The 17,910-nt window shown below is 69.6% G+C and carries 22 protein-coding genes and 1 tRNA gene; 11 read left to right on the top strand and 12 right to left on the bottom strand.

Translation table 11 applies throughout. From position 1 onward, the window contains the following. Positions 1–95: 95 nt before the first annotated feature. The 4 genes from ACFYYW_RS44145 to ACFYYW_RS44160 all read right to left on the bottom strand — a co-directional run bounded on the left by ACFYYW_RS44145 (position 96) and on the right by ACFYYW_RS44160 (position 1,659). Positions 96–185, bottom strand: a tRNA-Ser gene (locus ACFYYW_RS44145). A gap of 10 nt (positions 186–195) precedes the next feature. After that, on the bottom strand, positions 196–633 hold the full coding sequence (tadA, locus tag ACFYYW_RS44150) for a tRNA adenosine(34) deaminase TadA (protein ID WP_387659535.1): 438 nt from the start codon (positions 631–633) through the stop codon (positions 196–198). A 14-nt stretch (positions 634–647) separates the two neighbouring features. Continuing rightward, positions 648–1,124, bottom strand: coding sequence for a tRNA adenosine deaminase-associated protein (locus ACFYYW_RS44155; RefSeq protein ID WP_352318437.1), 477 nt, complete (start codon positions 1,122–1,124; stop codon positions 648–650). A gap of 19 nt (positions 1,125–1,143) precedes the next feature. Beyond that, positions 1,144–1,659, bottom strand: a complete 516-nt coding sequence (locus tag ACFYYW_RS44160; RefSeq protein WP_387659311.1) for a tRNA adenosine deaminase-associated protein — start codon at positions 1,657–1,659, stop codon at positions 1,144–1,146. A gap of 149 nt (positions 1,660–1,808) precedes the next feature. On the opposite strand from ACFYYW_RS44160, the gene upp reads away from it, so the two are divergent. The 6 genes from upp to ACFYYW_RS44190 all read left to right on the top strand — a co-directional run bounded on the left by upp (position 1,809) and on the right by ACFYYW_RS44190 (position 5,895). After that, positions 1,809–2,447 (top strand): uracil phosphoribosyltransferase, encoded by a 639-nt coding sequence (gene upp, locus ACFYYW_RS44165; protein ID WP_352318440.1) that lies wholly within the window; start codon positions 1,809–1,811, stop codon positions 2,445–2,447. Positions 2,448–2,657: 210 nt separating this feature from the next. Beyond that, on the top strand, positions 2,658–2,882 hold the full coding sequence (locus ACFYYW_RS44170; protein ID WP_352318442.1) for a hypothetical protein: 225 nt from the start codon (positions 2,658–2,660) through the stop codon (positions 2,880–2,882). A 109-nt stretch (positions 2,883–2,991) separates the two neighbouring features. Beyond that, positions 2,992–3,150 carry a hypothetical protein gene (locus ACFYYW_RS44175; RefSeq protein WP_352318444.1) on the top strand — a complete coding sequence of 53 codons (159 nt, stop codon included), beginning with the start codon at positions 2,992–2,994 and terminating at the stop codon, positions 3,148–3,150. Beyond that, positions 3,147–3,680 (top strand): PH domain-containing protein, encoded by a 534-nt coding sequence (locus ACFYYW_RS44180; RefSeq protein ID WP_352318446.1) that lies wholly within the window; start codon positions 3,147–3,149, stop codon positions 3,678–3,680. The genes ACFYYW_RS44175 and ACFYYW_RS44180 overlap by 4 nt, the downstream gene beginning before the upstream one ends. Positions 3,681–3,776: 96 nt before the next feature. Continuing rightward, positions 3,777–5,120: a helix-turn-helix domain-containing protein gene (locus tag ACFYYW_RS44185; RefSeq protein WP_387659317.1), complete on the top strand. Its 1,344-nt coding sequence runs from the start codon at positions 3,777–3,779 to the stop codon at positions 5,118–5,120. A 100-nt stretch (positions 5,121–5,220) separates the two neighbouring features. After that, entirely contained in the window at positions 5,221–5,895 is a 675-nt protein-coding gene (locus ACFYYW_RS44190) for a FadR/GntR family transcriptional regulator (protein WP_352318450.1), read from the top strand. A 7-nt stretch (positions 5,896–5,902) separates the two neighbouring features. On the opposite strand, the gene ACFYYW_RS44195 is transcribed toward ACFYYW_RS44190, so the two are convergent. Next, positions 5,903–6,745: an SDR family oxidoreductase gene (locus ACFYYW_RS44195; protein WP_387659321.1), complete on the bottom strand. Its 843-nt coding sequence runs from the start codon at positions 6,743–6,745 to the stop codon at positions 5,903–5,905. After that, on the bottom strand, positions 6,742–7,029 hold the full coding sequence (locus ACFYYW_RS44200; RefSeq protein ID WP_387659324.1) for an antibiotic biosynthesis monooxygenase family protein: 288 nt from the start codon (positions 7,027–7,029) through the stop codon (positions 6,742–6,744). Before ACFYYW_RS44200 ends, ACFYYW_RS44195 begins: the two co-directional genes overlap by 4 nt. Positions 7,030–7,091: 62 nt before the next feature. Here ACFYYW_RS44200 and ACFYYW_RS44205 point away from each other — a divergent pair, with 62 nt between their 5' ends. Continuing rightward, entirely contained in the window at positions 7,092–7,547 is a 456-nt protein-coding gene (locus tag ACFYYW_RS44205) for a MarR family winged helix-turn-helix transcriptional regulator (protein WP_387659327.1), read from the top strand. A gap of 19 nt (positions 7,548–7,566) precedes the next feature. Here ACFYYW_RS44205 and dnaN read toward each other — a convergent pair whose 3' ends face one another. From dnaN to ACFYYW_RS44220, 3 genes are all read right to left on the bottom strand, one after another. After that, positions 7,567–8,664 (bottom strand): DNA polymerase III subunit beta, encoded by a 1,098-nt coding sequence (gene dnaN, locus ACFYYW_RS44210; protein ID WP_387659330.1) that lies wholly within the window; start codon positions 8,662–8,664, stop codon positions 7,567–7,569. Positions 8,665–8,777: 113 nt separating this feature from the next. Next, on the bottom strand, positions 8,778–9,431 hold the full coding sequence (locus tag ACFYYW_RS44215) for a response regulator transcription factor (RefSeq protein WP_352318460.1): 654 nt from the start codon (positions 9,429–9,431) through the stop codon (positions 8,778–8,780). After that, positions 9,431–10,849 (bottom strand): sensor histidine kinase, encoded by a 1,419-nt coding sequence (locus tag ACFYYW_RS44220; protein ID WP_387659333.1) that lies wholly within the window; start codon positions 10,847–10,849, stop codon positions 9,431–9,433. The genes ACFYYW_RS44215 and ACFYYW_RS44220 overlap by 1 nt, the downstream gene beginning before the upstream one ends. Before the next feature lie 109 nt (positions 10,850–10,958). Between ACFYYW_RS44220 and ACFYYW_RS44225 the strand changes: the two genes are divergently transcribed. Then, positions 10,959–11,864 carry an ABC transporter ATP-binding protein gene (locus tag ACFYYW_RS44225; protein ID WP_387659336.1) on the top strand — a complete coding sequence of 302 codons (906 nt, stop codon included), beginning with the start codon at positions 10,959–10,961 and terminating at the stop codon, positions 11,862–11,864. After that, the gene (locus tag ACFYYW_RS44230; protein ID WP_352318465.1) at positions 11,861–12,592 is read left to right on the top strand and encodes an ABC transporter permease; all 732 of its coding nucleotides are present in this window, start codon (positions 11,861–11,863) and stop codon (positions 12,590–12,592) included. The genes ACFYYW_RS44225 and ACFYYW_RS44230 overlap by 4 nt, the downstream gene beginning before the upstream one ends. Positions 12,593–12,597: 5 nt before the next feature. Here ACFYYW_RS44230 and ACFYYW_RS44235 read toward each other — a convergent pair whose 3' ends face one another. Further along, positions 12,598–13,509, bottom strand: a complete 912-nt coding sequence (locus ACFYYW_RS44235; protein WP_387659340.1) for an SMP-30/gluconolactonase/LRE family protein — start codon at positions 13,507–13,509, stop codon at positions 12,598–12,600. A 56-nt stretch (positions 13,510–13,565) separates the two neighbouring features. Here ACFYYW_RS44235 and ACFYYW_RS44240 point away from each other — a divergent pair, with 56 nt between their 5' ends. Beyond that, positions 13,566–13,997 carry an Lrp/AsnC family transcriptional regulator gene (locus tag ACFYYW_RS44240; protein ID WP_387659343.1) on the top strand — a complete coding sequence of 144 codons (432 nt, stop codon included), beginning with the start codon at positions 13,566–13,568 and terminating at the stop codon, positions 13,995–13,997. Between the two features lie 9 nt (positions 13,998–14,006). After that, positions 14,007–14,513, top strand: coding sequence for a redox-sensitive transcriptional activator SoxR (gene soxR / locus ACFYYW_RS44245; RefSeq protein ID WP_352318471.1), 507 nt, complete (start codon positions 14,007–14,009; stop codon positions 14,511–14,513). Here the strand turns inward: soxR and ACFYYW_RS44250 are convergent. Both ACFYYW_RS44250 and ACFYYW_RS44255 read right to left on the bottom strand, forming a co-directional pair. Beyond that, positions 14,479–14,934: a universal stress protein gene (locus ACFYYW_RS44250; RefSeq protein ID WP_352318473.1), complete on the bottom strand. Its 456-nt coding sequence runs from the start codon at positions 14,932–14,934 to the stop codon at positions 14,479–14,481. The genes soxR and ACFYYW_RS44250 overlap by 35 nt on opposite strands. 114 nt (positions 14,935–15,048) lie before the next feature. Then, on the bottom strand, positions 15,049–17,682 hold the full coding sequence (locus ACFYYW_RS44255) for a replicative DNA helicase (RefSeq protein ID WP_387659347.1): 2,634 nt from the start codon (positions 17,680–17,682) through the stop codon (positions 15,049–15,051). Between the last annotated feature and the right edge of the window lie 228 nt (positions 17,683–17,910).

A 17,910-nucleotide genomic window follows, 5' to 3' on the forward strand; every position in this document is an offset into this window, starting at 1 on the left:
ACCCTGCCCGCGACTACCAGCCCCAGGCAAACCCGAACAAGACGAAACCCCCGAACCCGTAGGTTCGAGGGTTTCCGATGTCCCGAGACATCACATGGCGGTGGTGGTGGGATTTGAACCCACGGATGAGTTGCCCCATCACACGCTTTCGAGGCGTGCGCCCTCGGCCACTAGGCGACACCACCGCGGACGAGCTTACCGGATTCTCCGAGTAGCGAAGAACTCCTTGAGGACGGCAGAGCACTCTTCGGCCAATACGCCCATGACGACCTCGGGCCGATGGTTGAGCCTGCGGTCTCGTACGACGTCCCAGAGCGAGCCCACAGCGCCGGCCTTCGCGTCGACGGCGCCGTACACGATCCGGTCGACCCGGGCGAGCACGGACGCGCCCGCGCACATCGTGCACGGCTCCAGCGTGACGACCAGCGTGCAGCCGCTCAGCCGCCACTGCCCGCGCAGCGCGGCGGCCCGCCTGAGCGCGAGCACCTCGGCGTGCGCGGTGGGATCGGCGGCGGACTCGCGGTCGTTGCCCGCCGCGGCCAGCACCTCGCCCAGCGGGCCGAGCACGACGGCGCCGACGGGGATCTCGCCCCTGCCGCCGGCCGCGACGGCCTCGGCCAGGGCCAGCCGCATCGCTTCCTCGTGGGTCAACGCAACCGGTCGAGCTCGTCGGCGAACGACAGCCGTTCGGCGATCACCGAGAGGACGTCGGCGGGCAGCAGGCCCTCCTCCATGCTCAGCTCCAGCAGCTCCTCCGAGCTCACGCCGAGGTCGCCGAGCAGCTCGAAGTCACCGGCGGGCCGCACGCCGAGCCCGTTGCCCTCCTTGTCGGGGGCCACGCCGGCGAACTCGGCGAACAGCTCGCCCATGCTGTTGGAGGCGATCGCGTGCACGTCCGACAGGAACACCCGGGGCTCGTCCTCGCCGCGGTAGCGGGCGATGGCGAACCATTCGTCCTCGACCTCGACGCAGAGCAGGGCCAGCTCGTCGCCCGTCAGGCCCAGCGTCTCGATGACGGCGTCACCGAAGTCGTCGACGATCTCCGCGTCGCGCAGATCGACCTCGGCGCCGGTCCAGCCGTCGGAAGTCCTGACAAAAGCCGCAGAGAAGGTGTTGGACGCCATGCCCGCACTCCAGGGGGGTTCAGCCGAAGACCGATTCGATGGCACGCTCGAACGGCTCGGAGAAGCCGAGCCGCGCGGCGATGCTGGACAGCACATCTTCGGGGAGGAGATCGATGTCGCCGGAGAGGATGCCCAGCTCCATCTCGTCCAATCCGAGATCGGCGAAGATCGACAGATCTCCCGCCGGCAGCACGGTCTCCTCGTCCTGGAGGATCTCGTCGAGCTCCTCCTCGTCGGGGACCGGCACGTCGAGGTAGTGCAGCACCTGGCGGGCGAGCGGGAAGTCCCAGGAGGCGGCGATGTCGGACAGGAAGACGTCGACCCGCTCGCCGAGCACGCGCAGCGCCACGAAGAACTCGTCGCCGACGGCGATCAGGCCGATGGTGCCGCTCTCGCTCGGCTGCTGCCTGAGGGCCTGGATCAGGCCGTCGAGGTCGGACGTGAGCGTGACGGGCAGCAGCTCAGCGTGCCACCGCTCGTCCTCGCGGTAAATCACTATGGCGAAGTCGAGCGCATCTTCGTCTGTCATCGCCATCCCCACCCGAGCCTCTGACACGACAGGTTCGCACCAGACCCCAATCGTTCCAGAACAGGCCACGCGGCGTGTGCTTCTCCGACCAAATTGTGATCAAAACCAAAGGCCCGGGATGCCACCACTCCGTCCACCGGATACCGTTGGGCGCTATGGAAACCCTCGTCGTCGACCATCCGCTCGTGGCTCACAAGCTCACCACGCTGCGCGATGTCCGCACCGACTCCCCGACCTTCCGCAGGCTCGCGGACGAGTTGGTGACGCTGCTGGCGTACGAGGCGACGCGCGACGTCCGGGTCACCGACGTGACGGTCCAGACCCCGGTCTCCCCCGCCCACGGCGTGCGGCTGGCCAAGCCCCAGCCGCTGGTCGTGCCCATCCTGCGCGCCGGGCTCGGCATGCTCGACGGCATGACCCGGCTGCTGCCCACCGCCGAGGTCGGCTTCCTCGGCATGATCCGCAACGAGTCCACCCTCCAGGCCGAGACGTACGCCACCCGCCTGCCCGACGACCTGTCCGGGCGTCAGTGCTTCGTCGTCGACCCGATGCTCGCCACCGGCGGCACGCTGGCCGCGGCCGTGCAGTTCCTGTTCGACCGGGGCGCGGTCGACGTCACGGCGATCTGCCTGCTGGCCGCCCCTGAGGGCCTGGCGTACATGGACAAGGTGTTCGCCGGCTCCGGCAGGCCCATCCGCGTGGTCACCGCCGCCCTCGACGAGCGGCTCAACGAGAACGGCTACATCGTCCCCGGCCTCGGCGACGCCGGCGACCGCCTCTACGGCGTGGTCTGACCCTTCCATCGGCTCCCCTTCTCCTTACGCTGGGTCGTCACTTCGTTACATACTGTGGTTGGGTGGGTACGAAGAGACAGGAAGGGAACTTCCGCATGCGCGTGGGGGAAGCACGATGAGCGACATGCCCGGTGCCGAGGAGTCCTCGTGAACGAGCGACCGACCGGCAACAGCAGCGCCCCGTCTCATGCGACCAGCACAGGAGGGCGCATGAGCGAGCACACCGAGGCCGACCCGACCCCGTACGCGGAGGTCGAGGCCGCGCTGCGCGACGAGTTCGCCGGCGTGCATTCCTCCACCACCGTAACGCGCTGTGTGGAAGCAGCGCACTACGGCGCGCTGGAGGTCACCGGCTATGCGCATCCGAGCCTTGTGGAGCGCATCGCCCGGAAGCACCTTCACGTCCTGGCGCTGGTCGCCAGCGAACGTGGCTGAGCAAGAGCCAATCCAAGATCGAAACTAACCCGCCAAGTTACCTTTACCCCGGCTACCGGGTGGGTAATGTATACGGCGGGTGGAGTGGGTTAGTGGCACGGAGGCGACAGTGCAGGTCAAAAAAGTCCTCACATACGGTGGTATCGCATTTGTGGCGTACTACCTGTTCGCACGACCAGCTGATGCCGCAGACGCGGTGAAGGGGGCGTTCGACACGGTGTTCAACGCGGCCGACTCTCTGGCCCAATTTGTGAACAACCTCGCATGAGACTGGTGACCCACGGGGACTCTGCTCCGTCGTCGGTCAACCGCTACCTCCTCCCCAACGAACAACAGGTCATCATGGTGCGGCGTCATCCCGCCGTGCTGCTGCGCCCGGTCGCCGAGGTCTTCGGCGGCCTGGTCATCGCCGGGCTCCTCAGCAAGTTCTTCGGTGGCGGGGAGTCCGGCGGCACGGCGCTCGTCGTGGTGTGGTGGCTGTGGCTGCTGCTGCTCGTGCGCTTCGTGTGGAAAGTCGCCGAGTGGTCGGTCGATTACTTTGTGGTGACGTCCAAGCGGATGTTGCTCACCACCGGGCTGATCACGCGCAAGGTCGCGATGATGCCGCTCGGCAAGGTCACCGACATGAGCTTCCAGCGATCTCTCCTGGGGCGCATGCTCGGTTACGGCGAGTTCATCCTCGAGTCCGCTGGTCAGGACCAGGCTCTGTCAACGGTCGAGTACATTCCGTATCCGGAGACCCTCTACCTGGAGGTCTGCCAGATGCTTTTCCCCAGCAAGGACGACAGCGACGATTAAACTCCGCGTGGCAAATTCTTCACGCGGGGATACCAGATTCGGCTACTTCATGCAATCATTGCGTGTTGTTGACCCTTCCCCGCCTTGAGAGATGAGATGCCGAGTCAGGGAACCATCGGTGACCGCGTCCGTGGACTGCGGCTGAACAGGCGGATGTCCCAGGCCCAGTTGGCCGGACCCGACCTGTCTGACAGTTATGTCTCGCTCATCGAGTCGGGCAAGCGCACGCCGACTCCTGTCGTGGCCCGCCTCCTCGCCGAGCGGCTGGGGTGCACCACCGAGTTCCTCCTGCACGGCATCGAGCCGCGGCAGCGCATCGACACCGAGCTGGGTCTTCGCCATGCCGAGCTGGAGTTGCAGCACGGCGACCCCGCGGTGGCGGCCGACCGCTTCACGGAGATCGTGAAGGCGGCCGACGAGGAGAACGCCATGCTCACCGCGCACGCCCGCTTCGGCCGGGCCCGTGCGCTGGAGGTGCAGGGGCGTCTCGGCCAGGCCGTCGAGGCGTTCGAACGGCTGCGCAGGGAGGCCGCCGCGCATCCCGAGCGGCTGGCCGACCTGCCGCTCACGATCGCGCTGAGCCGCTGCTACCAGCGGGCCGGCGACCGGCTGCGGGCCCGTGATCTGGCCGCGTCCGCGCTGGAGCAGGCGGAGCGGCTGTCCATCTCGCAGGGCGAGATCGCGGTCGACCTGGCCACCGCTCTGGTCGAGGCGCGCAGCGAGCGTCAGGGCGACTCCCCCGAGCTCGAGTACGTCAAGCGGGTGCTGGACAACAGCGGCGTTCCTGAAGTTATGGACCGTTCCGAGGAGATCCACGCCCTGTGGCAGGCGAGCTCCGCCGCCGCCGCCGGTGAGGACTCCGCGCTGGCCGTGCGCCTGGCCGACGACGCCATCATGGCCGGTCGTCAGTCCCGGCTCGCGCTCCAGCTCGCGCGGGCGGCCATGCACTGGTCCAGGCTGGTCACCGCGCCGCTCGACGAGGCCGAGCGGCTGGCCGCCGCCGCGTCGCGGGCGTTCGCGTCCTCTCCCGGCAGCGTCCGCGAGCACGGCGAGAGCCTGGTCGCGCATGCTCGGGTGCGGCTGCGGGCGGGCGACCAGGCGGGCGCCGCCGAGCTGGCCACCACGGCGCTGGGGCTGGCCCACGACGGCTCGGGCACCACGCCGGCCGAGGCGAACCTCGTGCTCGCCACCGTCGCGCTCGACCTCGACGGCAGTGCCATGACGCAGCTCCGTACCGCGCACGAGCTGCTCGACTCGCTCGACCGTCCGGTGTTCGGGTCCGACAGGCCGGCCGCCCGCTGCTGGCGGGAGCTGGGTGACCTCTACGGCAGGGTCGGGGCGAGGGCACAGCAGACCGCCGCATATCGTAAAGCCCTTGAAGCTGCCGGAGTTCGCTCCGCGTTGGCAGGGGTGACGGTCGAGGCCACGGTCGCGCACTGAACCTCCGGGAGCTCCAGATTTGGACTTTTGAGTCTGGAATAATTAGGGTCGACCAGTCATTGACTCATAGGATGATTGGTTTCCCCGGAGGAGGCGGACTGTGAGTCTGCGTACGGCGCAGCGGGCTTCGCTCGTCGACCAGGTGATCGATCAGCTCAAGGAGCAGATCACCTCAGGGTCGTGGCAGATGAACGGCAAGATCCCCACCGAGACCGTGCTCGCCGAGCAACTCGGAGTGGGACGCAACACCGTTCGCGAGGCCGTGCGCGCGTTGACGCACGCCGGGCTGCTGGAGTGCCGTCAGGGGGACGGCACTTACGTCCGGGCGACCAGTGAGCTGTCGGGGGCGATGCTGCGCCGGCTGCGCCAGGCCGAGCAGCTGGAGATCCTTGAGGTGCGGCGCGCGCTGGAGGTCGAGTCCGCCCGGCTGGCCGCGACCCGGCGCACCGACGAGGACATCCGCCGCATCGAGGCCGCGCTGGCCGAACGCGACCGCGCCTGGGAGCTGGACGACCCCGACTTCTTCGTCGAGGCCGACCTCGCCTTCCACATGGCGGTCGCGCACGCCACCCACAACCTCGTGCTCATCGACCTCTACGAGGACTTCTCGGCGGCTCTGCGGGCCAGCATCACCGCCGCGGGCACGTCGTTCAACAAGAGCTACATCCCGCACGACGCCATCGCCCGCGCCATCGCCGCCGGCGACGCCACCGCGGCCGAGCGGGCCGGGCACGCGTGCATGGAGCACATCCTCATCGCCCTCACCGACTCCTGACCGGCCCTCATGCGGCGGGGCGCAGCTCGGCCGCATGGTCCTTGGCGAACTCGGCGAAGCTGCGGCCAGGGCGCCCGGTCACGTCGGTGAAGGCCGTCGTCGTGAGGTCGCCCCAGTTCGCGGCGTACGCCGTGAGGTATTCCCTGGTGACAGCCGCGTCCCATTCGCGCATGCCGGCGTCGAGCATCGAGCGGTAGGCGTCGTCGGGGGCGACCGGCTGGTAGGCGATCGGCGTGCCGTAGACGTCGGTCAGGGCGCCGGCCGCCTCCCCCAGCGAGATGCTGGCCGGGCCCGTGAGCGTATAGATGCGGCCCTTGTGCGGCGCCGGGTCGCGCAGCACCGCGGCGGCGAAGTCGCCGATGTCGCGGACGTCGACCAGCCCGATCCGGCCCTCGCCCGTGCCGCCGTAGAGGGTGTCGCCGGCGACCGAGCCGAGCAGGTTCTGCATGAAGAAGGCCGGGCGGATGACGGTCCAGTCGAGGCCCGAGGCGGCCAGCTCGACGTCGGACAGGGCGTGCAGGCGGCCGTTGCGCGTGGGGGCGTCGTGGGCGGCTCCGATGGCCGACAGGCGCACGACGTGCCGCACCCCGGCCTTCCGGGCCGCCCAGAGGGCGTTCATGCTCGCATGGGGCGCCTGGGGGCCCATGGCGGTCAGCAGCCACAGGGTGTCGACCCCTTCGAAGGCGGCGTCGAGCGTGGCGGGCTGGTCGAGGTCGCCGACGGCCACCTCGACGCCCTCGGGGGCCCTGGCCGCGTCGCGCACCAGGACGCGCACGTCGCTCAGGTCGCCCAGCGACTTCAGCACGGCCCCGGAGACGGTGCCGGTGGCGCCGGTGATCAGGATGGTCATCGCAATGTCCCCTCTTCTGCGGAGATCAACTCGTCGATCAGGTCGAAGAACTTCTGGATGCCGGGCAGGTTCGCGCCCTTGGCCCGGGAGGCGGCGAAGTCGTCGCCCGAGCGCCAGTCGACGATGTCCAGCCATTCGTCGTCCGACAGGCGGACCAGCCGGGCGCCGAGGAAGCCGGCGCGGTCGGCCGCGAAGTCGGCGAGCATGCCCGGACGGGCCGCCAGCAACTGGTCGGCGCGTTCCGGGGACACTCTGAATCTGGTGAGTTCCACTGTCGTGGTCATGGCACGACGATATAGTAAGAATCAGTGACAGTCAAAATCAGTGACTAATTGGAGGGCCACCCGTGCGCAGGAGTCATCGCAAGCAGGACGAACCAGACCTCGGCGTCCTGGCGGGGCGCACGCTCTTCGCCCTGCAACGCGACCTGTTCGCCAAGCTGGCCGAGCAGGGGCATCCGGGGCTGCGGCCGCGGCACGGCGCCGTGCTGGCCTACCTGGACGAGGAGGGCAGCAGGGCGACCGACCTGGCCGCGCAGTCGGGGCAGCACAAGCAGGTGATCGGCACGCTGGTGGACGAGCTGGTCGCGCTCGGCTACGTGGAGCGGCAGCCCGACCCCGCCGACCGGCGGGCCAAGCTGATCGTGCCGACGGACAAGGCGCTGGACCACATGGCGAAGTCGGACGCGATCATCGCCGAGATGGAGGCCGCGCACGCACGGGCCGTGGGCGAGCAGGCGTACGCGGAGTTCAAGAGGGTCTTCAAGCTGGTCGCCGAGCGGCAGACGGGCGCGGCGGAGTGACGGCTCGGGGCAGGCGACCTCAGGTCAGGCGCAGCGACATGACCAGGTAGCGGAAGGCGGGCTGGGCGTCGCCCGGCACGTCCTGGATGAGGGCGGGCCTGGTCGGCGACTCCATGTTGAGCCTGGCCAGCTCGGTCTCGATGCCGGTCAGGCCGTCGAGCAGGAACTGCGACTGGAAGGCGATCTGGATGTCGTCGCCGCGCAGCTCGCACGGGACCACCTCGGTGCCGCGCCCGATGTCGCCGCCGCCCGCCTGGATCAGCACCTGGCCCTGCGAGAACGACAGCCGGATCGCGGTGTTGCGCTCGGCCACCAGGGCCACCCGCTTGATCGCGTTGACGAACGGGGTCACCGCGACGTCGGCCCTGATCGACCAGTCGGAGGTCAGCCTGGCCCGGTAGTCGATGAACTGCTCGTCGAGCAGGCGCACGGTGGTGCTGCGGCCGACGCTCTCGAACCCGGCCACGCCGTCGCCCATCGCGACCGACACCTCGCCGCCGCGCAGCGACTTGGCCACCTCGACCAGCACCTTCGCCGGCACCATGGCCGAGACGGCGACGTCGGGAGCGGCCGGACGCCAGGCGAAGTCGCGGGCGGCGATGCGGTAGCGGTCGGTGGAGGCCATCGCCACGGACTCGCCCTCGATGTCGACCCGGATGCCGGTGAGCATCGGCAACGTGTCGTCGCGGCTGGCGGCGGGCGCGACCTGGCTCACTGCGGAGGCGAACACGCCGCCGCCGATCGCGCCGATGCTCGGGGGCATCGTGGGCAGGGCCGGGAAGTCTTCGACCGGCATCGTGATCAGCCCGAACTCGGCGCTGCCGCAGGTCAGCACGGCCTCGGCGCCCTCGGTGACGATCTCGACGTCTTCGGCGGGCAGGCTGCGGCTGATCTCGGCGAGCAGGCGGCCGGGGATGAGCACGCTCCCGGACTCGACCACGTCGGCGTCGACCAGGGCGCGCGCGGAGACGTCGTAGTCGAAGGCGGACAGGCTCAGCTCCTCGCCCGCCTCCAGCAACAACCCGGAGAGTACGGGCACCACCGGGCGGCTGGGCAGGACTCTGGCGGCCCATGCCACCGCATCTGCCAGTACATCGCGGTTAACCCGGATCTTCACGAGGATCCACCCTTTCGTCGCGCCGTGCCTCTATGAAAATAGCCGCTCCCACCGACAACTCCGGCTGTGTCCGGGCACGGCTGAGCGCCCTGTGCACCATGAGCCTGGTGGGATCAGGCGCGGCTGTTCAGGTAGGCGAGCACGGCGAGGACGCGGCGGTTGTCGTCGTCGGAGGGGGCCAGGCCGAGCTTGGCGAAGATGCCGGCCGTGTGCTTGGCGACCGCGCTCTCGCTGAGGAAGAGCCGCTGGGAGATCGCGGCGTTGGAGCGGCCCTCCGCCATGGCCTCCAGCACCTCGCGCTCGCGGGGCGTGAGCGCGGCCAGCGGCTCGTTCCTGGCGTTGCTGGCCAGCAGCTTGGCGATCACCTCGGGGTCCATCGCGGTGCCGCCTTCGGCCACCCTGCGCACGGCGTCGACGAACTGCTCGGCGTTGAACACCCGGTCCTTCAGCAGGTAGCCGATGCCGCCCGAGCCGTCGGCCAGCAGCTCGCGGGCGTAGAGCTGCTCGACGTGCTGCGACAGCACCAGGACGGGCAGCCCCGGGATCTGCGCGCGGGCGGCCAGCGCGGCCTGAAGGCCCTCGTCGGTGAACGTGGGCGGCAGCCGTACGTCGACGACCGAGACGTCTGGACGCAGCTCCAGCAGGCCCTTCAGCAGCTCCGGCCCGCTCTCGACGGCGGCGACGACCGTGAACCCGTGCGCCTGCAGCAGGTGGACCAGGCCGTCTCTGAGCAGGTAGAGGTCTTCGGCGACGAGCACCCGCTGCATCAGCACGGCCCCAGACCGCCGACGCGGCCGAGCACGAGGCTTCTGTTGTGGACGAGCCGGATGCGCATGGCCGCAATGTACATGAGCGTGCCGAGGGCGATGTTGGCCACGATCACCGGCCACTGCAGGGGCTCGGGCAGGTACAGGGCGAGGAACCAGCTGCGCTCGTCGATGTGGAACGCCTTGAAGATGGCCGTGACGAGGCCCTGGGGGAACAGCGGGCACCAGGCCGTGCCGTACAGGACGGCGATCGTGGCGGCCTTCCTGGGCGGCAGTTTCGCCTGCTCGGCCTGGTCGGGAAGGACGTGCGGGACGTCCAGGGTGACGGTGGTGGGGCCGCCCGGCGGGCTGTGCAGGGCCAGCACGCCGTCGAAGGCGGCCAGGCGGCGTTCGATGCCGGTCAGCCCGCTGCCCTTGGCCGGGTCGGCGCCGCCCATGCCGTCGTCGCTGACGGTGACGCGCAGGGCCGCGCCGTTGACGCTGATGTCGATGGCCACCGACTCGGCGCCGCTGTGCCGGGCGGCGTTGGCGAGCAGTTCGCTGATCGCGAAGTAGGCCGCCGCCTCCACCGGGGGTTCCAGGCGGTGGGGCAGCTCGACGTCCACCTTGACGCGCAGCGGGCTGTCCATGGCCAGGGCGCGCACGGCGTCGGCGAGGCCGCGTTCGGCCAGCACCGGCGGGTGGATGCCGCGGATGACGGTACGCAGCTCGGTCAGGGTCTCGGCGGAGGCGTCCCTGGTCTTGGCCAGCAGGGCCTTGGCGGCGGCCGGGTTGTCGTCGATGAGCTGCTCGACCGCGCCCAGCGTCATGCCGATGGCCACCAGCCGGGCCTGGGTGCCGTCGTGCAGGTCGCGTTCGATCCTGCGCATCTCGGCGGCCTGGGAGTCGGCGGCCAGGTTGCGCACCTGCCGGAGATGGGTGATCTGGACGGCCAGCCGGCTGGCGGAGGTGGCGCCGAGCAGGAGTCGGACGGTGAGGGCGTACAGACGCAGGCCGCGCGCCGGGAGCAGGACGAACAGCGGCAGCAGGCCGATCTTGACGATCGGGTCGAGCGTCAGCCAGAGCGTGTCGCGCCAGGTCGCCGGGTCGGTGAGCAGCCACTTGAACCGGTCGTTCCAGGCCGGCATGCGCGGCGACTTGTACAGCGTGCGGTCGACGCGGTAGAGGCCGTCGGCCATGGGGACCGGCGGCGGCGGCTCGGGCAGGTAGGGCGCCTCGATCTCGACGCCGGTCCAGGCGCGCAGCAGGTGGCGGTGGCGCTCGGCCGTCCGCCTGACCAGCCTGGCCTGCCACGGGAAGAAGAAGACCATCCCCAGCGCGAACGACAGCGTGATCATGGCGCCGGCCAAGGGGATCAGCGCCACCTCGACCAGCAGCAGCGCGAACAAGACCGCGACCTGCCCGAACCGTTGCAGCATGCCCCTAGTCTGCGCCAACATCCCCGCCGGGGACATTGCACCTAGATACACCCTTGCTCGGCATCTACCGAGATTCCCCGGAAAACCCGCAGCTCCTAGCGTCGATGCCATGAAGGTGATCGAAGTGAGGAACCTGCGCAAGCAGTATCCGAACCACCTCGCGGTGGACGACGTGTCTTTCGAGGTCGCCGAGGGCGAGATCTTCGGCATCCTGGGCCCCAACGGCGCCGGCAAGACCACGACCGTGGAGTGCGTGGCGGGCATGCGCCAGGCGGACGGCGGCACCGTACGCGTGGCCGGCCTCGACCCGCGGCGCGACCGCGACGAGCTGCGCCGGGTGCTCGGCATGCAGCTGCAGAGCGCCGCGCTGCCGGAGAAGATCAAGGTGTGGGAGGCCCTGGACCTGTACGCCTCCTTCTACCCCGACCCGGCCGACTGGCGGGAACTGCTCGAACACGTCGGCCTGGCGCACAAACGGGACGCCGCCTTCAAGAGCCTGTCCGGCGGCCAGCGGCAGCGGCTGTCGGTCGCGCTGGCGCTGGTGGGCCGGCCCCGGGTGGCGGTGCTCGACGAGCTGACCACCGGCCTCGACCCGCAGGCCCGCAGGGACACCTGGGAGCTGATCGAGCAGGTCCGCGACTCGGGCGTGACGATCGTGCTGGTCACCCACTTCATGGAGGAGGCCGAGCGGCTCTGCGACCGGCTCGCGCTCATCGACGCGGGCAAGGTGGTGGCCACCGACACGCCCGCGGGGCTGATCGCCCAGGTGGAGGCCGAGCAGCACGTACGGTTCCGCCCCTCCGGCCCGCTGGACGACGCCGTGCTGCTGGCGCTGCCCGAGGTGCGCGAGGTCGTCCGGCACGGCGGGCAGGTCTCGGTGTCCGGCACCGGCAACCTCGCCCACGTGGTCACGCTGGCCCTGGCACAGCACCAGATCATCCCCGCCGACCTGCGCATCGAGCAGGCGACCCTGGACGACGCGTTCCTCGCGCTCACCGGAAGGAAGTTGTCATGACGAAGATCCTGCTCGTGGAGGCCAAGCTGCACCTGCGCGACTGGCCGTTCATGATCTTCACCATCGGGTTGCCGGTCGGCCTGCTGCTGGTGCTGGGGCTCAGCGTGCCGGACATGACCAAGCCCGACGCCTCCGGACTGCGGTCGGTGGACGCCCACATGCCGGCCATGATGACCCTGCTCGCGCTGCTGACGCTGGCCTGCAGCGTGCTGCCCACCGTGCTGGCCGGCTACCGGGAGCAGGGCGTGCTCAGGCGCATGTCCACCACGCCGGTGCATCCCGGACGGCTGCTGACCGTCCAGCTCCTGATCAACCTGACCGTCGGGGCCGTGTCCACGGTCGTGCTGATCGTGGCCGGGATGGCGGCGTTCGGGACGTCGGCGCCCAGGCAGTGGCTCGGGTTCGTGCTGGTCTTCCTGCTCGGCACCGCCGCGCTGATGGCCATCGGCCTGGTGATCGCGGCGCTGGCGCCCAACGGGAAGGCGGCCTCGGGGATCGGCTCGGCGGTGATGTTCCCGCTCATGTTCGTCGGCGGCATGTGGCTGCCGCGCGAGATGATGCCGGACGCCCTGCGCAAGGTCAGCGACTTCTCCGTGGCCGGGCCGTTCGCCCAGGCGCTCAAGGACACCTGGGCGGGGCAGAGCCCCCAACTCCTGCACCTGGTGGTGATGGCCGCGGGGCTGGCGGTGTTCGGGGGCCTGGCCGTGCGGCTGTTCCGATGGGAGTAGGGACGTCAGCGGCGGGCCCAGACCGGGCGGGCGCCGGTGACGTTGGTCATCAGGGAGTAGAGCGAAGAGGAGGAGGCGATGAACAGCCGATTCCTCTTCAGCCCGCCGAACACCAGGTTCGCGGTGAACTCCGGCAGCCTGAGCCGGCCGATCAGGGTGCCGTCGGGGTCGTAGCAGAGCAGCGCCTTGCCCGCCGCGGCCCAGACGCGGCCGGTGTCGTCGAGGCGCATGCCGTCGAAGTTGTCGGCCTGGGTGCCCTCGGCGAAGACCCGGCCGCCCGACAGCGTGCCGTCCTCGCGCACCTCGAAGACGCGCAGGTGCCTGGCCCTGGTGTCGGCGACGTACAGCAGCTTCTCGTCGAGGGAGAAGGCCAGGCCGTTGGGGCGGACGAAGTCGTCGGCCACCACGCGCACCTCGCCGGTCACCGGGTCGGCGCGGTAGACGTGGCAGCCGTCGATCTCCTGCTCGGCCACGACGCCCTCGTAGTTGCTGGTGATGCCGTACGGGGGGTCGGTGAACCAGACGGAGCCGTCGGAGCGCACGACCGCGTCGTTGGGGCTGTTGAGGCGCTTGCCCTGCCAGCGGTCGGCGATGACGGTGATCGAGCCGTCGGGCTCGGTGCGGGTGACGCGGCGGTTGCCCTGCTCGCACGAGATCAACCGGCCCTCGCGGTCGAGGGTGTTGCCGTTGGTGTAGCCGGACGGCTGCCGGAACGGGCCGACGGCGCCGGTCATCTCGTCCCAGCGCAGCATGCGCTCGTTGGGGATGTCGCTCCAGACCAGGAAGCGGCCGGCCGGGAAGTAGACCGGGCCCTCGGCCCAACGGGTGCCCGTGTGGAGGCGTTCGATCCGGTCGTCGCCGCCGATCGTGGCGAAGCGCTCGTCCAGAACCTCGAACTCGGTGGGGATCGTGTCCATGGCGGCCACCATACGCCATTCGACCATCACCACATTTCACCAGATAGCATTCGGTTGTGGATGAGATCGACAGGACATTGATCGGCCTGCTGCTGGAGGACGCGACGCAGTCGTACGCCGCGCTCGGCAAGGCGGTGGGGCTGTCCAGCGGGGCCGCGCACGAACGCGTGCGCAAGCTGCGCGAGCGCGGCGTGATCAGGCGCACCACGATCGAGGTGGACCAGGCCGCCCTCGGCCGCACCGTGACCGCCTACGTGCTGGTGGACGGCGCGAGCTGGATGGGCGACAGCGCCGGCCTGCTGGCGCGGATTCCCGCCGTCGAGGAGGCCCACGTCATCGCCGGGCCCGCGTCGCTGCTGCTCAAGGTGCGCACGTCCAGCACCAAAGAGCTCCAGGACGTCCTGCGCCAGATCTTCGAGGTGGACGGCGTGACGGGCACCCAGACCGTCGTCGTGCTGGAGACGTTCTTCGAACGAACCCTCAAGTAAGCTTCAGGTATGGTCGCCTGGAACAGCAGAGAACTGACGGTCGGACAGCTCGCCGAGCGCAGCGGCGTGGCCGTCTCCGCCCTGCACTTCTACGAGACCAAGGGGCTCATCGCCAGCCGCCGCACAGCGGGCAACCAGCGCCGCTACCACCGCGACACGCTGCGCAGGGTCGCCTTCATCCGGCTCTCGCAACGCCTCGGCATCCCCCTCGCGACCATCAAGGACGCGCTCTCCGAGCTGCCCGACGGGCGCACCCCCACCCGGGAGGACTGGGCCAGGCTGTCGGCCGCCTGGCGCGGCGAGCTCGACGACCGCATCGAACAACTTCAGCGGCTGCGCGACGACCTGACCGACTGCATCGGCTGCGGCTGCCTGTCGCTCGACCGGTGCCCGGTGGCCAACCCCCGCGACCGGCTCGGCGAGGAGGGACCGGGCGCCCGTCGCATGGACACCCGGCTGTCCCCGCCCAAGGTCTGCTGCGTCACGCCTTCGGCTGCGCAGCCGGCGGAACGATGAGCGTCGGCCGGCGGGCGTGGTGCAGCACATGGTTGGACACGCTGCCGAGCAGCACCGATCTGACCCCCGCCAGGCCACGCGAACCGGTCACGATGAGCGAGGCGTCCAGCTCGTCGGCCACGTCGACGATCGTCTTCCAGATCGACTCGTTGTCGGCGACCGCGCGGTGGCTCACCTCGGGCAGCCCGGCGGCGGTGGCCAGCTCGGCGCCCTCCTTGGCGTAGTACTCGGCCTGGGCCTGCCCCTCGGTCTCGGTCTCGGGGGAGATCGCCCCCGCCGCCAGCGGGTGCTTCCTGACCTGCACGAGCAGCGGCTCCCACACGGTGACGACGACGGCCGGCTGGGCGGCCAGGTGCTTGGCGGCGAACTCGATGGCGCTGCGCGAGTCGGCCGAGCCGTCGTAGGCGATCAGGATGGTCATGGCGTTCTCCCCTTTGCTTCAGTCATCGGGTAAAGCGCCCCGGTGATCGATCGCCATCCCTTCCGCGCTGTCTGCTTTGTCACACCTTGACCCGGCTTTCGTGGTTCTGCGGGGTCAGTGCTGGGCCATGTCCACGAAACGGCTGTAGTGACCCTGGAAGGCCACGGTCACCGTGGCGGTGGGACCGTTACGGTGCTTGGCCACGATCAGGTCGGCCTCACCGGCCCGGGGGGACTCCCGCTCGTAGGCGTCCTCACGATGCAGCAGGATGACCATGTCGGCGTCCTGCTCGATGCTGTTGTGCACCGCGATGCCGTTGGCGACGAAGTTGTGGGTGCCGAGGACCGTGGCGTCGAACACCGGCTGATCGCCCAGGCTCTCGATGGATGCGACCTCGTCCCAGAACACGTCGTTCGTCGCCAGCATCTCCATGTCGGCGTCGTCGAGGATCGAAGCCACCTTGCCCAGACGTTCCCGGCTCGGCGCGTGCTTCCACAACGTGCTGCCGCAGAACTGGGTACCGAGCCGGGCGGAGAACTCCCGGTGAGTCATTCCGCGCTCCGACAGCACGCCGCGCACGCGGTCCCAGATCTCGCGGGGAACCGTGTCCAGGTTGGTGTTGCCCTTGATCTCCCGCAGCCGGCCCGCGGACGCGTCCGCCTGCGCCGACCGCTCGCCGTGCACGCCCACCTCGTCCAGGAACCGCAGCTGGTTCTCGGCACCGTAGACGGCCAACTGGTATCCGGGCCTGTGACCGTCCTTCCGCACCTCCTTCACGCGGGTCATCACGTTGAACCGGAGGAGCAGCCGAGCCACGTCGTCCACCAGCCTGCGGCTCGTCGAGGCGTAGTAGATCCTCGACTGACCGCTCTTCGCGTCCCACCACACACAGCCATCGGTGGCCCACAGGTGCCGCAGGAACAGCGCGATCTGCTTCTTGGGCAGGGAGAAGACCCCATCAGGGACGAACTTCTCATGGCTCCGCAACCCGAAGAGCCCCAAGCCGTCCAGCCAGGCGGCGACGGGGTTGCGCCTGCCGTGCGTCAGCCGGTGCGGAGCCGGCAACCTCAAGGTGGTGACCCGGGCGGCAGCGTACTCGTCGCGGACCGCACTGATCCCGAAGTGCTCGGCCGCCCGCGTGACCGCCGTCAGGCAGGCCTCGTCCGTGCTCGCGTAGCGGATCGGCTGGCGCTTGACGAAGGAGCCGTCGCCGATCATGTGCGCGAGCAGCACGATCTCCGCCTCCGGCCACTCCTGGAGGCCCTGCGGTGCCGGAACGTGACGTGGGACCGCCAGCCGGGACCCGGTGGTCAGCTCACCCAGTGGCCGCCAGCCGTCGTAGGTCAGGAAGGGGTGGTTCGCGGTGGCCTCGATCTCACGCCCCGAGCGCAGGCGCAGGCGGAAGACCTCCTTGACCCCGCTCGGGAAGGCGTGGGTCATCGTGCGCGGCACCAGCCGCAGCCGTTCGTCGAGCGACCACACCGGGATGTCCCGCGCGCCGCTCTCCAGCAGTTCGCCGATCGACACCTCGGCGCCGGTGTCGGCGCGCATGATGCGGGTGGCGGCGGCCAGGCAGCCCGATTCGCGAAGGTCGCTGACCGCCGGGCGCTTGTCCGTGCGCTGCTCGGGGCCTCGGTTGAGCTGGGAGATGGCGATGACCGGCACCTCCAGCTCCTTGGCCAGCAGCTTGATGGCACGGGAGATCTCCGAGACCTCGTTCTGGCGGCTCTCGGTCTTCTTCGGCGAGCTCATGAGCTGGAGGTAGTCGATGACCACGAACCGCAGGTCGTTGCGCTGTTTGAGCCGCCGGCACTTGGCCCGGATCTCCATCATCGACATGTTGGGCGAGTCGTCGATGAACAGCGGCGCCTCGGCCACCTCGCTCATCCTGCGCGCGAGGCGGGTCCAGTCGTCGTCGCCCATCATGCCCGAGCGCATCGCGTGCAGGGCGACCCTGGCCTCGGCGGACAGCAGACGCATGGTGATCTCGTTGCGGGACATCTCCAGCGAGAAGATGACAGTGGTCATTCCATGCTTGATCGCCGCAGATCGTGCGAAATCTAGACCAAGGGTACTTTTGCCGATGGCCGGGCGGGCGGCCACGACGATCATCTGGCCCGGGTGGAGGCCGTTGGTGAGCTGGTCGAGGTCCTGGAAGCCGGTCGGGACGCCGACCATCTGGCCGCCGCGGCTGCCGATGGCCTCCAGTTCGTCGAGGGCGCCCGGCATGATGTCGGCCAGCGGCGCGTAGTCTTCCGACGTGCGGCGCTCGGTGACCTTGTAGATCTCCGCCTGGGCGCGGTCGACGAGGTCGTCGACCTCCTCGTTCTGGCCGCCGTAGCCGAAGGAGACGATGCGGGTGCCGGCCTCGATGAGACGGCGCAGGATCGCCTGCTCGCGCACGATCTTGGCGTAGTAGCCGGCGTTGGCGGCCGTGGGGACGACCGCCGTGAGCGTGTGGAGGTAGGCGGCGCCGCCCACCCGGGCCATCTCGCCGCGTTTCTGCAGCTCGTCGAAGACGGTGACGGCGTCGGCGGGCTCGCCGCGGCCGTAGAGGTCGGTGATGACGTCGTAGACCATCTGGTGGGCGGGCCGGTAGAAGTCGTCGGACCGCAGGATCTCGACGACGTCGGCGATGGCGTCCTTCGACAGCAGCATGCCGCCGAGCACCGACTGCTCCGCCTCGATGTTGTGCGGCGGGGTGCGCTCGAAACCGGGGCCTCCGCCGCCCTCTTCGTCAATGCTCACCGCGCCCCCTCGAACAACCTTGCAGGCGGTCGCACCACCCCCACTTGTAGCCGACCGGTGTGACAGTTTCGCTCGTTCGGCGCGTGAGGGCAACGCGGCCTGTGGACAACGCTGTGGGTGAGCTGTGCACTATCGCGCTCAGGGTGTGAAAGCTCTGTGGACGAGCCTGGGGATAACTCTTTCGGATATGCACCGATCATCGTCTGACCTGGGCAAACAGTGTCCACC

The organism is Nonomuraea sp. NPDC001831, from assembly GCF_042892035.1.
GTDB lineage: Bacteria > Actinomycetota > Actinomycetes > Streptosporangiales > Streptosporangiaceae > Nonomuraea.